At 46.0% G+C, this 14244-nt stretch carries 15 protein-coding genes; 5 read left to right on the top strand and 10 right to left on the bottom strand.

Going from position 1 to position 14244, the window contains the following annotated elements; genetic code table 11:
* Positions 1-116: 116 nt before the first annotated feature.
* The 5 genes from NSQ57_RS10325 to NSQ57_RS10305 all read right to left on the bottom strand — a co-directional run bounded on the left by NSQ57_RS10325 (position 117) and on the right by NSQ57_RS10305 (position 6425).
* A complete protein-coding gene (locus NSQ57_RS10325) occupies positions 117-392 on the bottom strand; it encodes a WXG100 family type VII secretion target (RefSeq protein ID WP_013309990.1) in 276 nt (91 codons plus the stop codon).
* Between the two features lie 248 nt (positions 393-640).
* The gene (locus NSQ57_RS10320; protein WP_342425972.1) at positions 641-1177 is read right to left on the bottom strand and encodes a WXG100 family type VII secretion target; all 537 of its coding nucleotides are present in this window, start codon (positions 1175-1177) and stop codon (positions 641-643) included.
* 5 nt (positions 1178-1182) lie between these two features.
* Positions 1183-2025, bottom strand: a complete 843-nt coding sequence (locus NSQ57_RS10315) for a hypothetical protein (protein ID WP_029517063.1) — start codon at positions 2023-2025, stop codon at positions 1183-1185.
* Between the two features lie 16 nt (positions 2026-2041).
* The gene (essC, locus tag NSQ57_RS10310) at positions 2042-6037 is read right to left on the bottom strand and encodes a type VII secretion protein EssC (RefSeq protein ID WP_029517062.1); all 3996 of its coding nucleotides are present in this window, start codon (positions 6035-6037) and stop codon (positions 2042-2044) included.
* Between the two features lie 67 nt (positions 6038-6104).
* Complete coding sequence (locus tag NSQ57_RS10305; protein ID WP_029517061.1) at positions 6105-6425, bottom strand: hypothetical protein; 321 nt, start codon at positions 6423-6425, stop codon at positions 6105-6107.
* A gap of 389 nt (positions 6426-6814) precedes the next feature.
* On the opposite strand from NSQ57_RS10305, the gene NSQ57_RS10300 reads away from it, so the two are divergent.
* Positions 6815-7054, top strand: a complete 240-nt coding sequence (locus NSQ57_RS10300) for a hypothetical protein (RefSeq protein ID WP_013370782.1) — start codon at positions 6815-6817, stop codon at positions 7052-7054.
* A gap of 129 nt (positions 7055-7183) precedes the next feature.
* On the opposite strand, the gene NSQ57_RS10295 is transcribed toward NSQ57_RS10300, so the two are convergent.
* A complete protein-coding gene (locus NSQ57_RS10295; protein ID WP_023988262.1) occupies positions 7184-7333 on the bottom strand; it encodes a hypothetical protein in 150 nt (49 codons plus the stop codon).
* A gap of 216 nt (positions 7334-7549) precedes the next feature.
* On the opposite strand from NSQ57_RS10295, the gene NSQ57_RS10290 reads away from it, so the two are divergent.
* Positions 7550-8569 carry a flagellar motor protein MotB gene (locus tag NSQ57_RS10290; RefSeq protein ID WP_342425971.1) on the top strand — a complete coding sequence of 340 codons (1020 nt, stop codon included), beginning with the start codon at positions 7550-7552 and terminating at the stop codon, positions 8567-8569.
* Positions 8570-8687: 118 nt separating this feature from the next.
* Here NSQ57_RS10290 and NSQ57_RS10285 read toward each other — a convergent pair whose 3' ends face one another.
* From NSQ57_RS10285 to NSQ57_RS10275, 3 genes are all read right to left on the bottom strand, one after another.
* Positions 8688-9026, bottom strand: coding sequence for a L,D-transpeptidase (locus NSQ57_RS10285; RefSeq protein ID WP_029517059.1), 339 nt, complete (start codon positions 9024-9026; stop codon positions 8688-8690).
* Between the two features lie 82 nt (positions 9027-9108).
* On the bottom strand, positions 9109-10206 hold the full coding sequence (gene rsgA / locus NSQ57_RS10280) for a ribosome small subunit-dependent GTPase A (RefSeq protein WP_342425970.1): 1098 nt from the start codon (positions 10204-10206) through the stop codon (positions 9109-9111).
* A gap of 477 nt (positions 10207-10683) precedes the next feature.
* Positions 10684-11280, bottom strand: coding sequence for a metalloregulator ArsR/SmtB family transcription factor (locus tag NSQ57_RS10275; RefSeq protein WP_029517057.1), 597 nt, complete (start codon positions 11278-11280; stop codon positions 10684-10686).
* Between the two features lie 294 nt (positions 11281-11574).
* Between NSQ57_RS10275 and NSQ57_RS10270 the strand changes: the two genes are divergently transcribed.
* From NSQ57_RS10270 to NSQ57_RS10260, 3 genes are all read left to right on the top strand, one after another.
* Entirely contained in the window at positions 11575-12546 is a 972-nt protein-coding gene (locus NSQ57_RS10270) for a YpdA family putative bacillithiol disulfide reductase (protein ID WP_029517056.1), read from the top strand.
* A gap of 22 nt (positions 12547-12568) precedes the next feature.
* A complete protein-coding gene (locus tag NSQ57_RS10265) occupies positions 12569-13012 on the top strand; it encodes a DUF441 domain-containing protein (RefSeq protein ID WP_039273550.1) in 444 nt (147 codons plus the stop codon).
* Between the two features lie 115 nt (positions 13013-13127).
* Positions 13128-13640, top strand: coding sequence for an ADP-heptose synthase (locus tag NSQ57_RS10260; RefSeq protein WP_342425969.1), 513 nt, complete (start codon positions 13128-13130; stop codon positions 13638-13640).
* A gap of 133 nt (positions 13641-13773) precedes the next feature.
* Here the strand turns inward: NSQ57_RS10260 and NSQ57_RS10255 are convergent, their stop codons facing one another.
* Complete coding sequence (locus NSQ57_RS10255; protein WP_039273555.1) at positions 13774-14076, bottom strand: HesB/YadR/YfhF family protein; 303 nt, start codon at positions 14074-14076, stop codon at positions 13774-13776.
* Positions 14077-14244: the final 168 nt, after the last annotated feature.

The following is a 14244-nucleotide window of genomic DNA, read 5'->3' as shown; positions in this document are numbered from 1 at the left end:
TCCGAAGATCGCCCGGTTTTTCCTGAACATCCTGTGCCAAACCGTGAGGAATGGCTCACATATTGCTTCTTAATAGAGTGGTATATGATAAGTTAATGCCTATCAGGCAAGACAACTTATTTCGTTTGGTCAACCGTGCGGAATTTGTTAGCGATAGCTGTCAATTCTTGACTGATGCTGTTCAAAGTCGTTACGAAAGCTTGCATTTGTTTGCTAGCTTCCTGAAACTCTTGGAAGAAGCGTTGTTTAGTCATACCTTCCCATTGACCTTCCATACCTGAGATGGACTGTGTCAAACTGGAAACGATCTGCTGGCTTTGCTCACCACTTTGTTTAAATTGGTTAGCCACCTGATCAACCTGTTCTGGGGTAATTAAAATGCGTCCTGCCATTTTTTGAGTCCTCCTTGATGATAAATAATGTTTTTGTTTATCTGGTTCAAATTGTACTATGGCTATTTAATTCCCTACAAAAGGCAAAGGACCTAATTGTAACAATCCCACTTTTTAACTATAAAACAGCACCTAACAGTATAATATTAACAAAAAAAACACCTAATAAGTCCCATAAAGCCGGGAATTGTGGAACGAGCTCAAGTAATTTTGCAATCGATCCAGATTGTCCCGGAACGCGATCCCAACTAAGCGACAGGCTGATCTCTTACTGTAGACGGATCAGTAAAATACCAATCCTGCGGACTGCTAGAAGACGCCTGCATCAGAATATCCTGATGCAACGTTTCTACATCCGAAGACTGTACACCAGAAATGGCATGTACGACAGACTGCGGGTTAGAAATCAGGCTGCTTCCTTCCGAAGCTTGCCCAGGCAGAATAGACGGTGATTGCTGATTCGACCAATCGAGCATCGTGACGGGTCGTCCCAATGGTTGGCTGGCAAATGACAGTATCGTTTGATAGTTGTGGTCAACAGACTGAAACTGCTCTGCCTTTCGGTTCAGTTGTGTACCTGATGTATGGAGGTAAGCATGGATCTGTTCTGACATCCGCTTGGCCTGCATCCAATGATTCAAGATCGCCTCGCGTGCAGATACATCCCAATCCAGCGATTGTAACACCTGCTCCAAACCTGCTGTTAACTGTTGAATTTGCTCCGCCGCATGCTGTAGCTGCCCGCTAAGCCCCCGAAGCACATCCGGTTCAACTCGAATGCGCATATCCATCACCCTTCTTCTGTCACTTCTTCATTCACTGCCGACTGTTTCAACCAATTTAATAATAAATCCACAAACTGATCTCTTGAAGCCATAGCTGCAATCAGCCAGTCCCCGTTACCACTAGAGCTCATCCGAAATATCCAGTTCATTGCAGGACACAGGACAAAGGCTGCCCGTTGTGATTCCCACTCCCTGCCGTTCCAAACCAGCAATTGCAGTTCTCCCTCAGCTACACGGGAACTCAAAGACTGAGCCAGTCTTGCAGACCCCTCTGCATCTCCGCTAGCCTCGGTCAGTTTACTGCTGATCAAAGACACACTTTCCCCTGCCGATTGCTCGTAAATTTTATTAAACGCCTGCTTGGAGAACATTAGTGCGGGGGATTCAGGCACAAGTCGATCTACCCAACCCATTTTATCAATCAATGTCTCGCAAGCCTTTTCCACATTACCCAGATCGTACAATCGATACTCATCGGGTTCATCAGCGGATTTCACGAGTTCCACTACACGCTCGTTCGTGCAATGGAGATAGCCTTCAAATTGCTTACCTCCCCGCACATAGCGTATACGGCAAGCCCTGTTGGATAATCCCGCGATAGCGACTCTTGAAAAAACAGTAGGAGGCATTGCTAGCTCTTTGCCCTTATCTACCCGCTTTAGATAACCCTTTTCCAAAAGAGTAGCTTTTACTTGCTCCCACTCTTCCGCCAACTCCTCTGCTAGATAGCCCTTAAACGGATCTTCCACCCCAAGCAGTCGGTCAGAACCCAATACGCCTGCCAGAAAAAACAGTTCCTTCGCCTTGAGGGTTATTAACTTCTGCTTGGAAGCTTGAAACGTTAACATTATGAGCCACCTCCCTTCAAACTACAACATGCCATCGGTCACGAATTTTCGTTATCCAATCCTCACAGCTCACTTGCTCTGAGAAGGGAATTGCCGCTTTTATCCTGGTAAATTTGCGCCGTACGTAGTACCCCTGCCCAGGTGGCAGGACTTTTAGTCCACCAGTAGCGGCGTTCGCCTCCGAATAAGGGATACGAAAGAACGATAGATCATTCGAATCTAGTGTTCCAAATAGCATACCGCTTTGGCTTGCCTTGACATCATTAAACCAGTCCACACCAAAGGTAGGAAAATCAGATGGCACACCCGAGAGCACGACATGCACATTGCGATCACGTCCCAACCGTACAATGGCGGAGAGCTGATCCTTTATCATAAAATCATTCAGTTGCTTGCTTAACATATCCGCATCATCAATGACCAGGAGCAATTCGGGATCATTCCCCTCCTTGTTCCGTTGTTGAACAATATCATACACTTGCTGTACCAGAGGTCCCATTTCTTCCTCACTTTCAGCAGCAGCCTTAACATGAGGAAGATGTCGTAATCTAGATAGTCCCCCGCCTCCATAGCGTGTATCGATCGTATAGACTTCCAATTGATCGGGTGATGTGTAATAAGCCAGCGATATAATCCAGCTCATTAGAAAGGAGGTTTTTCCACCCTCCATTGGACTACCCACAATAAAATTGGGCCCTTCTTTCAGATTCAGGAGAAAAGGCTCAAGATCGTCACTCTGTAGGCCTACAGGTACTTCGTAAGGTAGTGCGCCCGATGGTCCACTCGTCCGATCCCACTGCTGAAGCAGCTCCGATAGTGGAATCCGCTCAGGTAATGGTAGGATAGCTGGTGCGTGCTTGCCTTTCCATTCCTGCACAATGCCAGCAATATTGCGGCGTAGCCGTGCTGATCGCTCCGCCTCATCTTCTCCTGGTGAAGGCAGTGCCGTCTGGAACTCCAGCGGAGGAACATGCCCTTTAACCAGAGCGCGACCTGGAATTAACGGTCCTGGCGTTTTGGCTGGTCGCCCTACCGCATAGTAATAGTCACTCGGGTCGGACATTTCAAAAGAAACAGCATTCGGTATGTTACTGCGGAATTTCTCAAACACATCGGTAATCCGGTTCGCTGTAATGATAAACGTGATGCCTAGACTACCCCCTTCTCGCAAAAGAGATTCCAGCAGTTCATTTTCATCTGGATAAGCATTACGGAAATTAAGATATCCATCAATAACTACGACAATTTGCGGAATATCCTCGACAGCAGAACGTCGATAAGAGCTTATTGTTTTGACTCCAGCCTCGGAAAGCATTTCCTTGCGTACGGCCACCATCTTGAACAGATAACGGAACAATCGCTTGATCCGGTCATCCTCCTCAGCCATCATAACAGCCCCGATTTGGGGAAGTTCCCCAAAGTCGCGCATCGTTCGACCCATGTCAATGATATAACCGTTCCAATGATTCGCAGCAAATCGCTGAGCCGTGGACATCAGCAACGTATGCAAAAAGGTTGTTTTCCCCATGCCGGGCATGCCATACACAGCCCAATGACCATGATCTAGCGATGCATAAATTGGCTCCTGTCGCTGATTCGGCAAATCATCCACTAGACCAATAAGAGCCTTCAGCTCCAAAGGTGATGATGTACTATCTATTTCGGTGCATGCCGGCAAATTTGTTAAATCCAGCAATTCAGGCAGCGGCGGAAGCCACGGTCCCTGAAGCCGTTCGATCCCTGCCTTAGCAGCCTCATTCGCAATATAATCAATAAATACTTGAAGCTGTTTAGGGGCTTCTTCTCCTTTTAAGCCCGAGCTTGCCCGTTCGCCGCCCGTCAGTAGCGCTTCACGTTTTCCGTTCAGTCTCACTTCATGTACAGGTAGTGCAGAAGAAATATCGCTGTTGCCTATATACGGCGCACCGCTCCAAGCAAACTGCATCTCTTCAAATACTTCGTCACTACCCACTTGGAAATATCCTCGTCCCGGCTTCGTAATCCACGCGGCATTCGGTATTTTCAACATGTCACGGCTATCGCCTTCGCTTTGCACCCGTAAGCAGATGCGGAATCTGGAGTTACTCCAAATCTTGTCATCCACGACACCTGCGGGCTTTTGCGTCGCCAAAATCAAATGGACACCTAGTGTCCGCCCAATCGCAGCAATACTGATTAGCTCGTCCATAAACTCTGGCTGATCCCGCTTTAATTGTGCAAATTCATCAATAATAATAACCAGATGAGGCAGCGGTTGTTCCTGCCGCTGCCGGAGTAGTCTGTAATATTCATCAATATGCTGTAAATTGCCTGCATCGTTCAATATCTTCTGCCGACGAACCAGTTCTGCTTTAAGAGATATTTTGGCACGTTCAATCAAATTATTGTCCAAGTTCGTGATCGTACCCACAACATGCGGCAAGTTAACGAACGTGTTGGACATGCCTCCACCCTTGTAATCGATCAGCATAAAAGCAAGATCATGCGGATGAAACTCGGCAGCAAGCGAGGCTACAATGGACTGGATAACCTCACTCTTTCCTGAACCCGTTGTACCGGCGATCAAGCCATGGGGACCATGCCCTTGACGCTCTATCTTATCATGCAGGTTAATCATAATCTTCTTGCCGCCTGCTCGCACGCCCATTGGCACAGGTAAGGTATCAGGATGGCGGTTACGTCGCCACCGATCTGCCACATCCAGTTCTTCCACACTTGCTACGCTCATCATATCAAACAGAGGCAGCACAGCGGGAATATCAGAAGCAGAGGAACGCTTCAAGCGAATAGGAGCCATGTACCGCGCTAATGCATCGGCTTCCTCTTTTGACAAACGATCCGGTTTAAAACTTTGCTGTTCAACCTCCGCCGACTCTGATTTACGGGCATATACGCCCTGCTCTTTGGAAGCCTCCACAATCAGCTGACACTGCATCGGCAAAGCCTCTTTACGAGAAGCCAGCACAATCGTACACGCATCAATGGTTCGGCCGTCTTCCAATAACAACGGCAGTAACGGTTCTTCCTCAATCAGCTGGGTGTCAGATAAAACAACGACATAACAAGGGACTTCCATCCCTTTGCCTTGACGCTCATTACGATTATTTTTACGGCGGTTCAGTCTGGCAAACAGAAAATCTGCTAATTGATGTGCACTACTACTGCGGTCTGACATCATTCTCTGGATTCGGTCATCATCCCACACATGTGGAAGCCAGCGCATCCAGGTCCATTCACTTTCCTCTCGCTCGTCATAGAAGGAAGCAATTTTCACTTCATCTGGCGAGTGACGAACCGTCACTTGTGCCAAAATGACTCTTAACGCAGCAAGGGTATGTTCCCGATCGCCGACCAATCCAACCACTTTGGATTGAAACAGCGGTAATGCAATGGAAGCAGCGTCTACCAGACGAAATTCTTCTTCCAGTTCATCCGCAGCTCCCAACAAAGGATCTCGGTCATAACCGTCTGGGCGTGGAATTTGCAATTTTATATGAAAGGGAACTTGTCCAGTTCCAATACGCACCTGCAAAAAGTCCTCATCCTCCGGTGATCGTTCCCAAAGTGAACTGTTGCGGTTTTTGACAATTTGAGTGCATATTTGCGGGTCACCGTGAATTTCATATAGTGTGCGAATTTGCTCCTCGCGTTTCATTTCAAGTTCTTCACGATGCTTTTGGAGCTGTTCCCGGTACATGCGGTCCCGTTCCTCTAGCTTGCGCTTGTATTCCTTCTTATTATTTAGATAGACAAAAAAAGGAATCGTATAAGATGTAAGCATCATGACCACAGTGACCATTTGGAACATCAAATAGTTACTGTTGCCCATCTTGCCTGTTTTGCTCATATATACGTAAAAGCCTATAGTCACCAACGTCATCATTAACGGAATAAGTATAGATATAATAGAAAAAGACGGCTTGCTCGGCTCAGCCGGAGGCCGTAAAATCTCCAGCTTCTCCTCTCGGAGCGCCGGCCTTAATCTCGGGGATCGCTGGTATAATGCATTCAAGACAAAAGTCCCCCTTTTCGCTTACTATTTCATTTTACCAAGGTTTCATATAATTTCATGTGTGTATTTACCCATTTTTTTCATTTTGAAACAGAGAACGCCTTCCATACACAGGCGCTTCGTCCTGAGTTGTCGAAAAAGCGCGCTGAATACGCACAGTACAGCCTTCCCGCAAGCCGGATCCTGTAAGTAGCTGGTTATCTCCCACCCTGAACCAGAGCCCTTCCGGGAACTTTGCTTCCATAATATATTGCATGCCTTCCGCCGGAGGCTCGCCGAAAATGCGCACACCCAGCATCAGCTTTAAATGTTCCACCGAGTATTCATCAGCTACCTCGATGTCAAACCACTCTGTTTCCTGTCGTCCTGAAAGCACGGTCAGGATCATCTGTCATCCCTCCCGATCCTTAATATATAGCAAAGTTCACGCAAAAAGCCTATTTCCACGGAAATATGGCTATCGTAACTGTAGCATCCGACTATTAGACTGTCAATTTGTTACAAAATACCCACTCCAAAAATAAAACAGTGACTTTGGTCATAGATTCTCATATTAGTAGAGTCATTGGTATCAATAATATGTATGGGATCGGTTCTAATATGGGTATATACGTCATTTTGTCGATTAGTTAGAACTAAATTCGATTGTTACCTAGATTGTTGTGAACACTTTGTAAATTTTTCAGACCTTTATGTTTTTATAAGGTGTTTTTAAGGTAATTTTAAGAAACGGGCACTACAATTAAGCCATGAAATAACTCAGGCGAGGTGATTTTTGTGAGAACATTAATTACATTTCAAAACAAACGTATTCCCGTATACTTCAATCAAGAAAATAAGCAACCAGTACAAAAAACATTAAAACTTCTAAGTAACACTTTGGAGAATAAAATCTCCAGCGGCAAGCGTGCCCTTCAAAAATGCCTTAACTCTTTGATCAGTATAGAGATTGTCGGTTGTGAAGCCATCCTGCATAGTGTTAGTGAAAATGATTCATTGGCATTGTCCCTCTATTAAGAGGGACTTTTTTTTGTCCACTTTAGACACACAAAAAAGAGAGGGACATTTCAGCACCCTCTCCATATCAGCAGCTTTAAAACATGATACATGTGACTTACCGCAGCTTATGGATTGATCAGACTTTATTTAAAGTATTCTGCGATAACCTTTTTTACCGCCTCGTTCCTTATTCTGCGCCTTCTCAATCCGTATTCTAAACAGTTCTAGTAAATTAGCGCGTGTATGCTCTTCCCGGCAGTTGTCCAGCTTTTTTAAGATAAAACGGTCAATGGACATATGACTCAGGCTCCTTTACAGCAAGCTGCCCCTGCTTTTCAAGGGGATGATCAGGCTATCCATTTTTAACCATTCTGCCTGTTGTTTAAACAGGTACGTTCCTTATAGGATAAAGCAGGCGGGATTACATACCCTTTAATAAGGGTAAATACATAAAGTTTCGATAATTTTATCACGTTAAGCCTGGAAGCTATGGACAAGGAGCGAACAAAAACCATGAGTAAACACATGATTACCAAAATAGTCTGCAACCTTTTATTCGCATTCTTAATTCTAACGATGCTGGCTGCATGCAGCAGGGAAAAAGCTTCAACCCGGAGTATAGCCCAACATGAAGCTGAAGCACGTGCCTACACCGTAACGGGTAATCCCAACCAAGGTGCATCATCCCTTGATGAACGAGCTGCCAATCATACACCTGTCCATCAGCAAGGCAGCAGCTATGTCGAAATATCAGGTGGCGTCAGCATTGATAAAAATACCGTGAAGGTTACAGGACATTCCAACCTCCCGGCCGGAGCACGGATCAAAGGGAATCTTGCGGTCAAAAACTCCCTGTTAACTGGGTACACGGATGAGACAACCGTTCAAAAGGACGGAAGTTTTGTACTCCAGGTACAACGCCCCGGAATACAGGGCAGTATGGATCTGACTGTTCTGTTCCGTCCAGATGACCAAGACAATGAAATACGAAATCTGTATGGCAGCGGTGGCAACAAATTGGAAGGTCCTTATGTATATCAATACGAAGAAAACAAACAGCTTCTGCATGAAGTTCGGATTGGGGCTGAATTTGATCCTGAACAAGAACGCAATACCCCTTTAGTTAAGCCCGTCTGGAACAAACCTAAGGACTACGGCAGCCCTCAAGTGTGGATTAAGCCTGATGTGAAGCAAGAGGGTAACTATTATCATGTATATGCGCGCAGCAATTTGCTGGAAGGGTCGGATGTCAAACTCAAGATTGATTTTCCGGGACGATGGCAGTTTGGCTACGATGATCAAACCAAAGTTATGCCTGACGGCTCCTTCAGCATGAGGGTCAAAAAGCCGAGCCTTGCCAACCGCTACATCATAGTCATAAGTTTCGAACCAAACGAAGATATGTGGACCAACGCCAAACAGGCGTATGGTACACAAGGAGAACGTCTTTCGGGACCGTTAGTCAAATCTGCAGACGAAAAAGAGGGCTCCAAACAGATTGAAGCCCGTATCCCTATCCAACCCAAATCGTAACTAAACGCAGCATCTAACTTAAAGTTACGGCCGTTCGCCATGAAATACGCTTCACAGATACAGTCTATGACGCGGTTTCCACGTATGAGTAGATACAGAGTCTCATGTCGTCTAGCCGCTACGGCTGTATCGTGACTGGCGTGCCTATACTTACCCTCTCCTGAAGCTCAAGCACATCCTTATTCTGCATTCGAATGCAGCCATGTGACACCATCTTGCCAATGGACCATGGCTCATTGGTGCCGTGAATGCCATAATGCGGCTTGGACAGCCCCATCCAGAACGCTCCGAAAGGTCCGCCCGGATTAGGTTGTTTGTTAATAATCGTAAATTGCCCATGCGGTGTCTGTGTAGCCAGCTTGCCAATACCGACTGGATAATTAAGAACAATCTGATCTCCATCCTTCAAATATAAACGACGATCCGATAAATCCACCACAATGCTGTAGTTCGGCATATATTCACCCCTTTATACCATATGCCGACTACAACATAGATTTTCGTATATTTTTACATTTGATACTTCACTGCAGTTCGGCTCACCACTCCACATCACGTCGCCAGCCACTTCGCTGATCCCTACGCCCCGGGGTTGTGCTTGAACGGCTATCTTTCCTGCGCCGGTCTGCTTCCTTACGCGCCTGGTATTCCAGTTCCCGCTGCATTTTGCGATAATTGTTCACTCTCGATTCCGACAACTCCCCTCTCTCTATAGCTTCCTCCACTGCACACCCAACTTCGCCCTTATGCTTGCAATCTGCAAAACGGCACTGCTGCGCCGTTTCCATAATATCCGTGAAGGTATGAGCGACACCCATGGAATCATCCCACAGATTAAGCTCGCGCATACCAGGTGTATCCAGCAAAACGGCTTGCTTTGCGATAGGAAAAAGCTGTCGGTGAGTGGTTGTGTGCCTGCCCCGACTGTCTTCCTCCCTCACATCCTGTGTCAGTTGAACCTCAGACCCGGAAAGCCAGTTTACTATCGTGGATTTCCCACTACCGGAAGAGCCTGTCAAAGCAACTGTAGAGCCAGGCTGAAGAAACGTCTCCAGTTGCTCTCTGCCTTCATTCTGCAAAGCAGAAATAACGATAACAGGTACACCAGGGGCAACTCCCTCCGCTTCAGCAACCCGTTGTTCGACATCTTCACAAAGGTCACTCTTACTCAAAACGACAACCGGGTTTACCCCGCTGTTCCAAGCCATAATTAAATACCGTTCCAGTCTGCGCATATTAAAATCATGATTCAGCGCATTAACAAGGAACAGCGTATCCACATTGGTAGCGATCAGCTGCTCCCTCGTCTCAAAGCCCGCTGCCTGTCTAGATATTCGACTTTTCCGCGGCAAGACGGCATGAATTACTGCATCCGACACTTCATCTGGCGTAGTGATTGCTAGCCAGTCCCCTACAGCAGGCATTTCCGCCGGATCGACAACAGCATGTCGTAGCTTACCTGAAGACACTCCCCAGCGTTCTCCATCCATTGTGATAAGCTTCACCTTTTGTCCATAATCGGCAATCAAGCGAGCAGGACGTACCTGTGTATTTCCTGTGCGTTCCTCAAAGCCTTGCTTCCATTGGTCCCAAAAAACGTTCCAGTAATCAGACCAACCGTATTCATGTATACTCATTGTTTTCCTCCTGAATTCATTGTTCATTTTTGATCGTAATGTTATTTGATAGGTGTACATTTTCTCCCCGCATGCGAACAACGCGAAAAATCCGCAGGGGTTTCCCTGCGGAGGGTATACGATTCAGGTCGATGCGATCCGTTCGTTCACTTAAGCAAGCAGTCTCACAGACCACTCCCCAGAACCAACAACTGGATAACAAGACGCCTAACCATAAAAAATCCGCAGGGAATCACTCCCTGCGGATTTCGTTGGTTCTACTGTCCAACCAACTGCTAAGCCAAGACCATAGATCTATACAGTCTTTAACCGTGCATTGTCCGTGCGGGAGACAAGTCATTCTGCTGCTGAACCCATCCATTCATGTTCGTACGCATATAACATCGCCTCCTCCTAAAATTTCCTTTATCATACAAGTCCATCAATTGTCTGTCAAGGCGGCTACGAAACTTTTTTGAAATCTTGGTCAAGTTTCGTTTAGCGTACCTGATCCCAGCGCGTCCACATCTCACGCGGGTTCAATTCGTACATTTCCCGTTCCCTGTACATAAACTGATGCATAATCAGCTCACGCCGAATCGTTGCAAAATCCTCATGGTATTGCTTGATCCACTCGTTTAATTCACGTTCAGGATACATGCGGCCTGGCTCCAGCTTTTCTGCCAGCATCTGAAGTACGATCAATTTTTTCTTATACTGCGCAGGGATTTGGCGCAACTTGCCGTCCTTGGAAAAAAAATTGCGTAAGACCGATGCCTCCAGCGTTTCATTCAACTCTGACATCTCTTCCTCCCCCTCTCCTTTTTCGAAAATAAATCGCACCGTCGCCTCGGCATGCTGCCGGATCAATTCTGGATTCAGTGTAAAATACACCGTGTTTTTATCACGTCGTTCCTTAATCAACCCAGTCTCACGAAGTTTGGAAGCATGATGCGTAACAGTCGGTTGGGACAAATTCAGCTTTTTCGCCAAAGCTTGGCCATGCATCTCCCCACAGGACAAAAGAAGTAGTATCCGCATTCGCGTTGGATCAGCAAGTGCTTTATGATAATTGACCATTTTATCCAGTTGCATCGTTATTGCACCTCTTTTCACTAGTACATACTTGCTATGCAAACGAATTCAATCACATAAATTAGATATATATCTAATTATATGTTTGCTAAAAGTGGCTGTCAATCTTCACCGTCTGTCATCTTTTCTGAAAACGGCTGGATATTGTGTTCGCATTGCGGTAGGATTATTATTTGAAAACTTCTCACATACTGAGCGATTTGCTTCAATCCTGAGATCCGTTTTTAATCGTCAAAATAATGTTAACCCTACAAAACTGGCGTAATAAACCAATACAACTGGAGGTTCAACCAAATGCACGACGTAATCATTATCGGTGGCGGACCCTGCGGACTATCTGCTGCAATCGAATGCAGCCGCAGAGGTTTGCAAACTGTCATTATTGAAAAAAGCAACATCGTTCACTCCATTTTTCTGTATCCGACGAACATGCAGTTTTTTAGCACCGCTGAACTACTTGAAATCGGTGATATTCCATTCAGTACCCCTAATGACAAACCTTTTCGTCATGAAGCACTGGCGTACTATCGTAAGGTAGCCACTCATTATAACTTGAACATTCAGCATTATGAGGAGGCCCAGTCCATTCATCGCCAGGACGACGGTACATTTACGGTACACACCCTGAGCAAAGGAGAAATAACCAAAACGTATTCGTCACGCTATGTCGTTGTGGCTACAGGATATTTTGATCATCCAAACTATTTGGGCATTCCCGGGGAACAATTGGATAAAGTCACTCACTATTTCAGCGAAGCCCATCCCTACACAGGAACCCGGGTTGCAGTTATCGGTGGCAGTAACTCTGCGGTAGATGCTGCGATGGAATTAGTGCGGGTCGGAGCTACGATTGATATGGTATATCGTCGAAGCGAGTTGTCCCAATACATCAAGCCGTGGGTTCGTCCACTGTTTGACAGTATGGTACAAAAAGGGAAGATCACGCTGCATTTAGGCGCACGCATTACCGAAATTCATCCAGACCATGTCGTAGTCACTCCGCTGGACACTGAAGCATTCCGACTCGAAAATGATTTTGTACTGGCACTGACTGGATTTCACCCGGAACGAAAACTACTGGAGTCTGTCGGCGTTCATATGGCTGAAGATCTGGACAAACCAGAATTTAATCCTGCCACGATGGAAACGAACATCCCAGGTATATATGTCGCGGGGGTCATCGCTTCAGGCAGCAATGCCAATGAAGTGTTTATTGAAACAGGCCGCTGGCACGGGCGTCAAATCGCGGAGCATATCCAAAGCTAAATAAACGAAGGAGAACATCTGTATGGATTACAGCTCACTTATCTTACTGGTATTGGCTGGTCTTGGGATTGTTAGTGGCAACTCTACCGTGACTATTGCCATGGTTGTATTACTGCTGCTGCGGGTAACCAGCTTTCATTCTGCTTTCCCCTGGCTCGAAAAGTATGGCCTGACGATCGGAATTATTATTTTGACGATTGGGGTCATGACCCCGCTAGCCAGCGGTAAAATCAGCATCAATCAGGTGATGGAGTCCTTCCTGCACTGGAAATCACTGCTCGCGATTGGTATCGGAATTCTGGTAGCCTACCTTGGCGGCCGCGGAGTAACTTTGATGTCTGGACAGCCCATTATTGTGACAGGTCTACTGATTGGGACCGTCATTGGCGTTGCCTTCTTTAAAGGAGTTCCTGTTGGACCTCTAATTGCTGCCGGATTGCTTTCCTTGTTAATTGGCCGCAGCTAAATTCGTACAACAAATATAGGAATAAATGATAGCAATCTGCATGTCGGGCTGAATTCAGTCCCGCTTTGTGGTATACTCATATCGCATAATTTGGTAAATGCAGGAGGCTTGACCGATGTCTCGACAATTTGTAACGGAAGCTGTAATGGTGGCTATATACGGCCAACTTCTTACATCTCCCGCCCCTGTGGAATATATGGTGCCTTACACATCACTGCTAGAGCTATACGAATTCCAGGATAGCACAGAGCCGCTCATGGATAATCCTATGGACGATCAACATGTGAAGCGGAAGGTAAGCGAGTTGATCAGTTATTTTGAGGAACCGTTGAATCAGAAAAAAATTCGGCGTGCGCTTCAGATGCCTTGGGCCAAGAGCTTGCCTATTCTATTCGATGCCAATACATCACTCATTATCATTAATGCTGTTGATACAGCACATTACGGAGAATTTTTTGATCCAATTGAGACTGAACTGGTGTTAACAGCTCAGCGTGAATCATTACCCATTCTGACGGATCAATTGGACTGGATCCACCGCATTATCGAAGCTTCCGTACCTGTACATGTGTACGACATTGATGATTTTGATTTTGCACTCGATGGCCCGATACTTAACAACCCTTAACATACGACATACCCGCCTTAACCACAAAAAAGCGGCGGAGCATCATGTACAGGTTCATCTCCTGTAACACGATACTCCGCCGCTTTTCATGTCCAAGAACAATTATTTGCACGCTATGATTGACAGTGGAGTACTAAGCTTGTCCATCCTCAACATAGGTATAAATAATGTCATCATGTTCCTCCAAATACTTAACTTCCAGATGATGGCCCTTGAGATACCAGTAATCCTGGTCCTCCATATAAAACGTAATGCCAGCCGCTTCATGCTGTAATACGGGGTGCTGCGGAGGCTCTACGGCAATTCCCAGAGAAAAGCCTGGATGCAACCCACCGCCAGAGCTATAGCGAACAAAAAAACGGATCGAATCTCCACGTTTCAAACCAAGCTCCTTAATGTACCACTGTGCCGCAGGTTCAGTTACCTGTATGCTCATACGCTATTCTCATCTCCTTATACAATGACGTCTGCTAACTATATCATAGCATTTTTTAGAATGACCACCAACCGTCCTAACCCAGCCAGCTTCTTGGAAAGCCATATACATTTTTTTGAAAAAGGTTTGACAATTCGCAAAAAAGGGTGTTAAGATTCAACCATACGA

The sequence above is a fragment of the Paenibacillus sp. FSL L8-0502 genome (assembly GCF_038593055.1).
Classification (GTDB): Bacteria; Bacillota; Bacilli; order Paenibacillales; family Paenibacillaceae; genus Paenibacillus; species Paenibacillus polymyxa_D.
The sequence above is the reverse complement of the archived record's forward strand: the minus strand, read 5'-3'. Positions and strand labels throughout refer to the sequence as shown.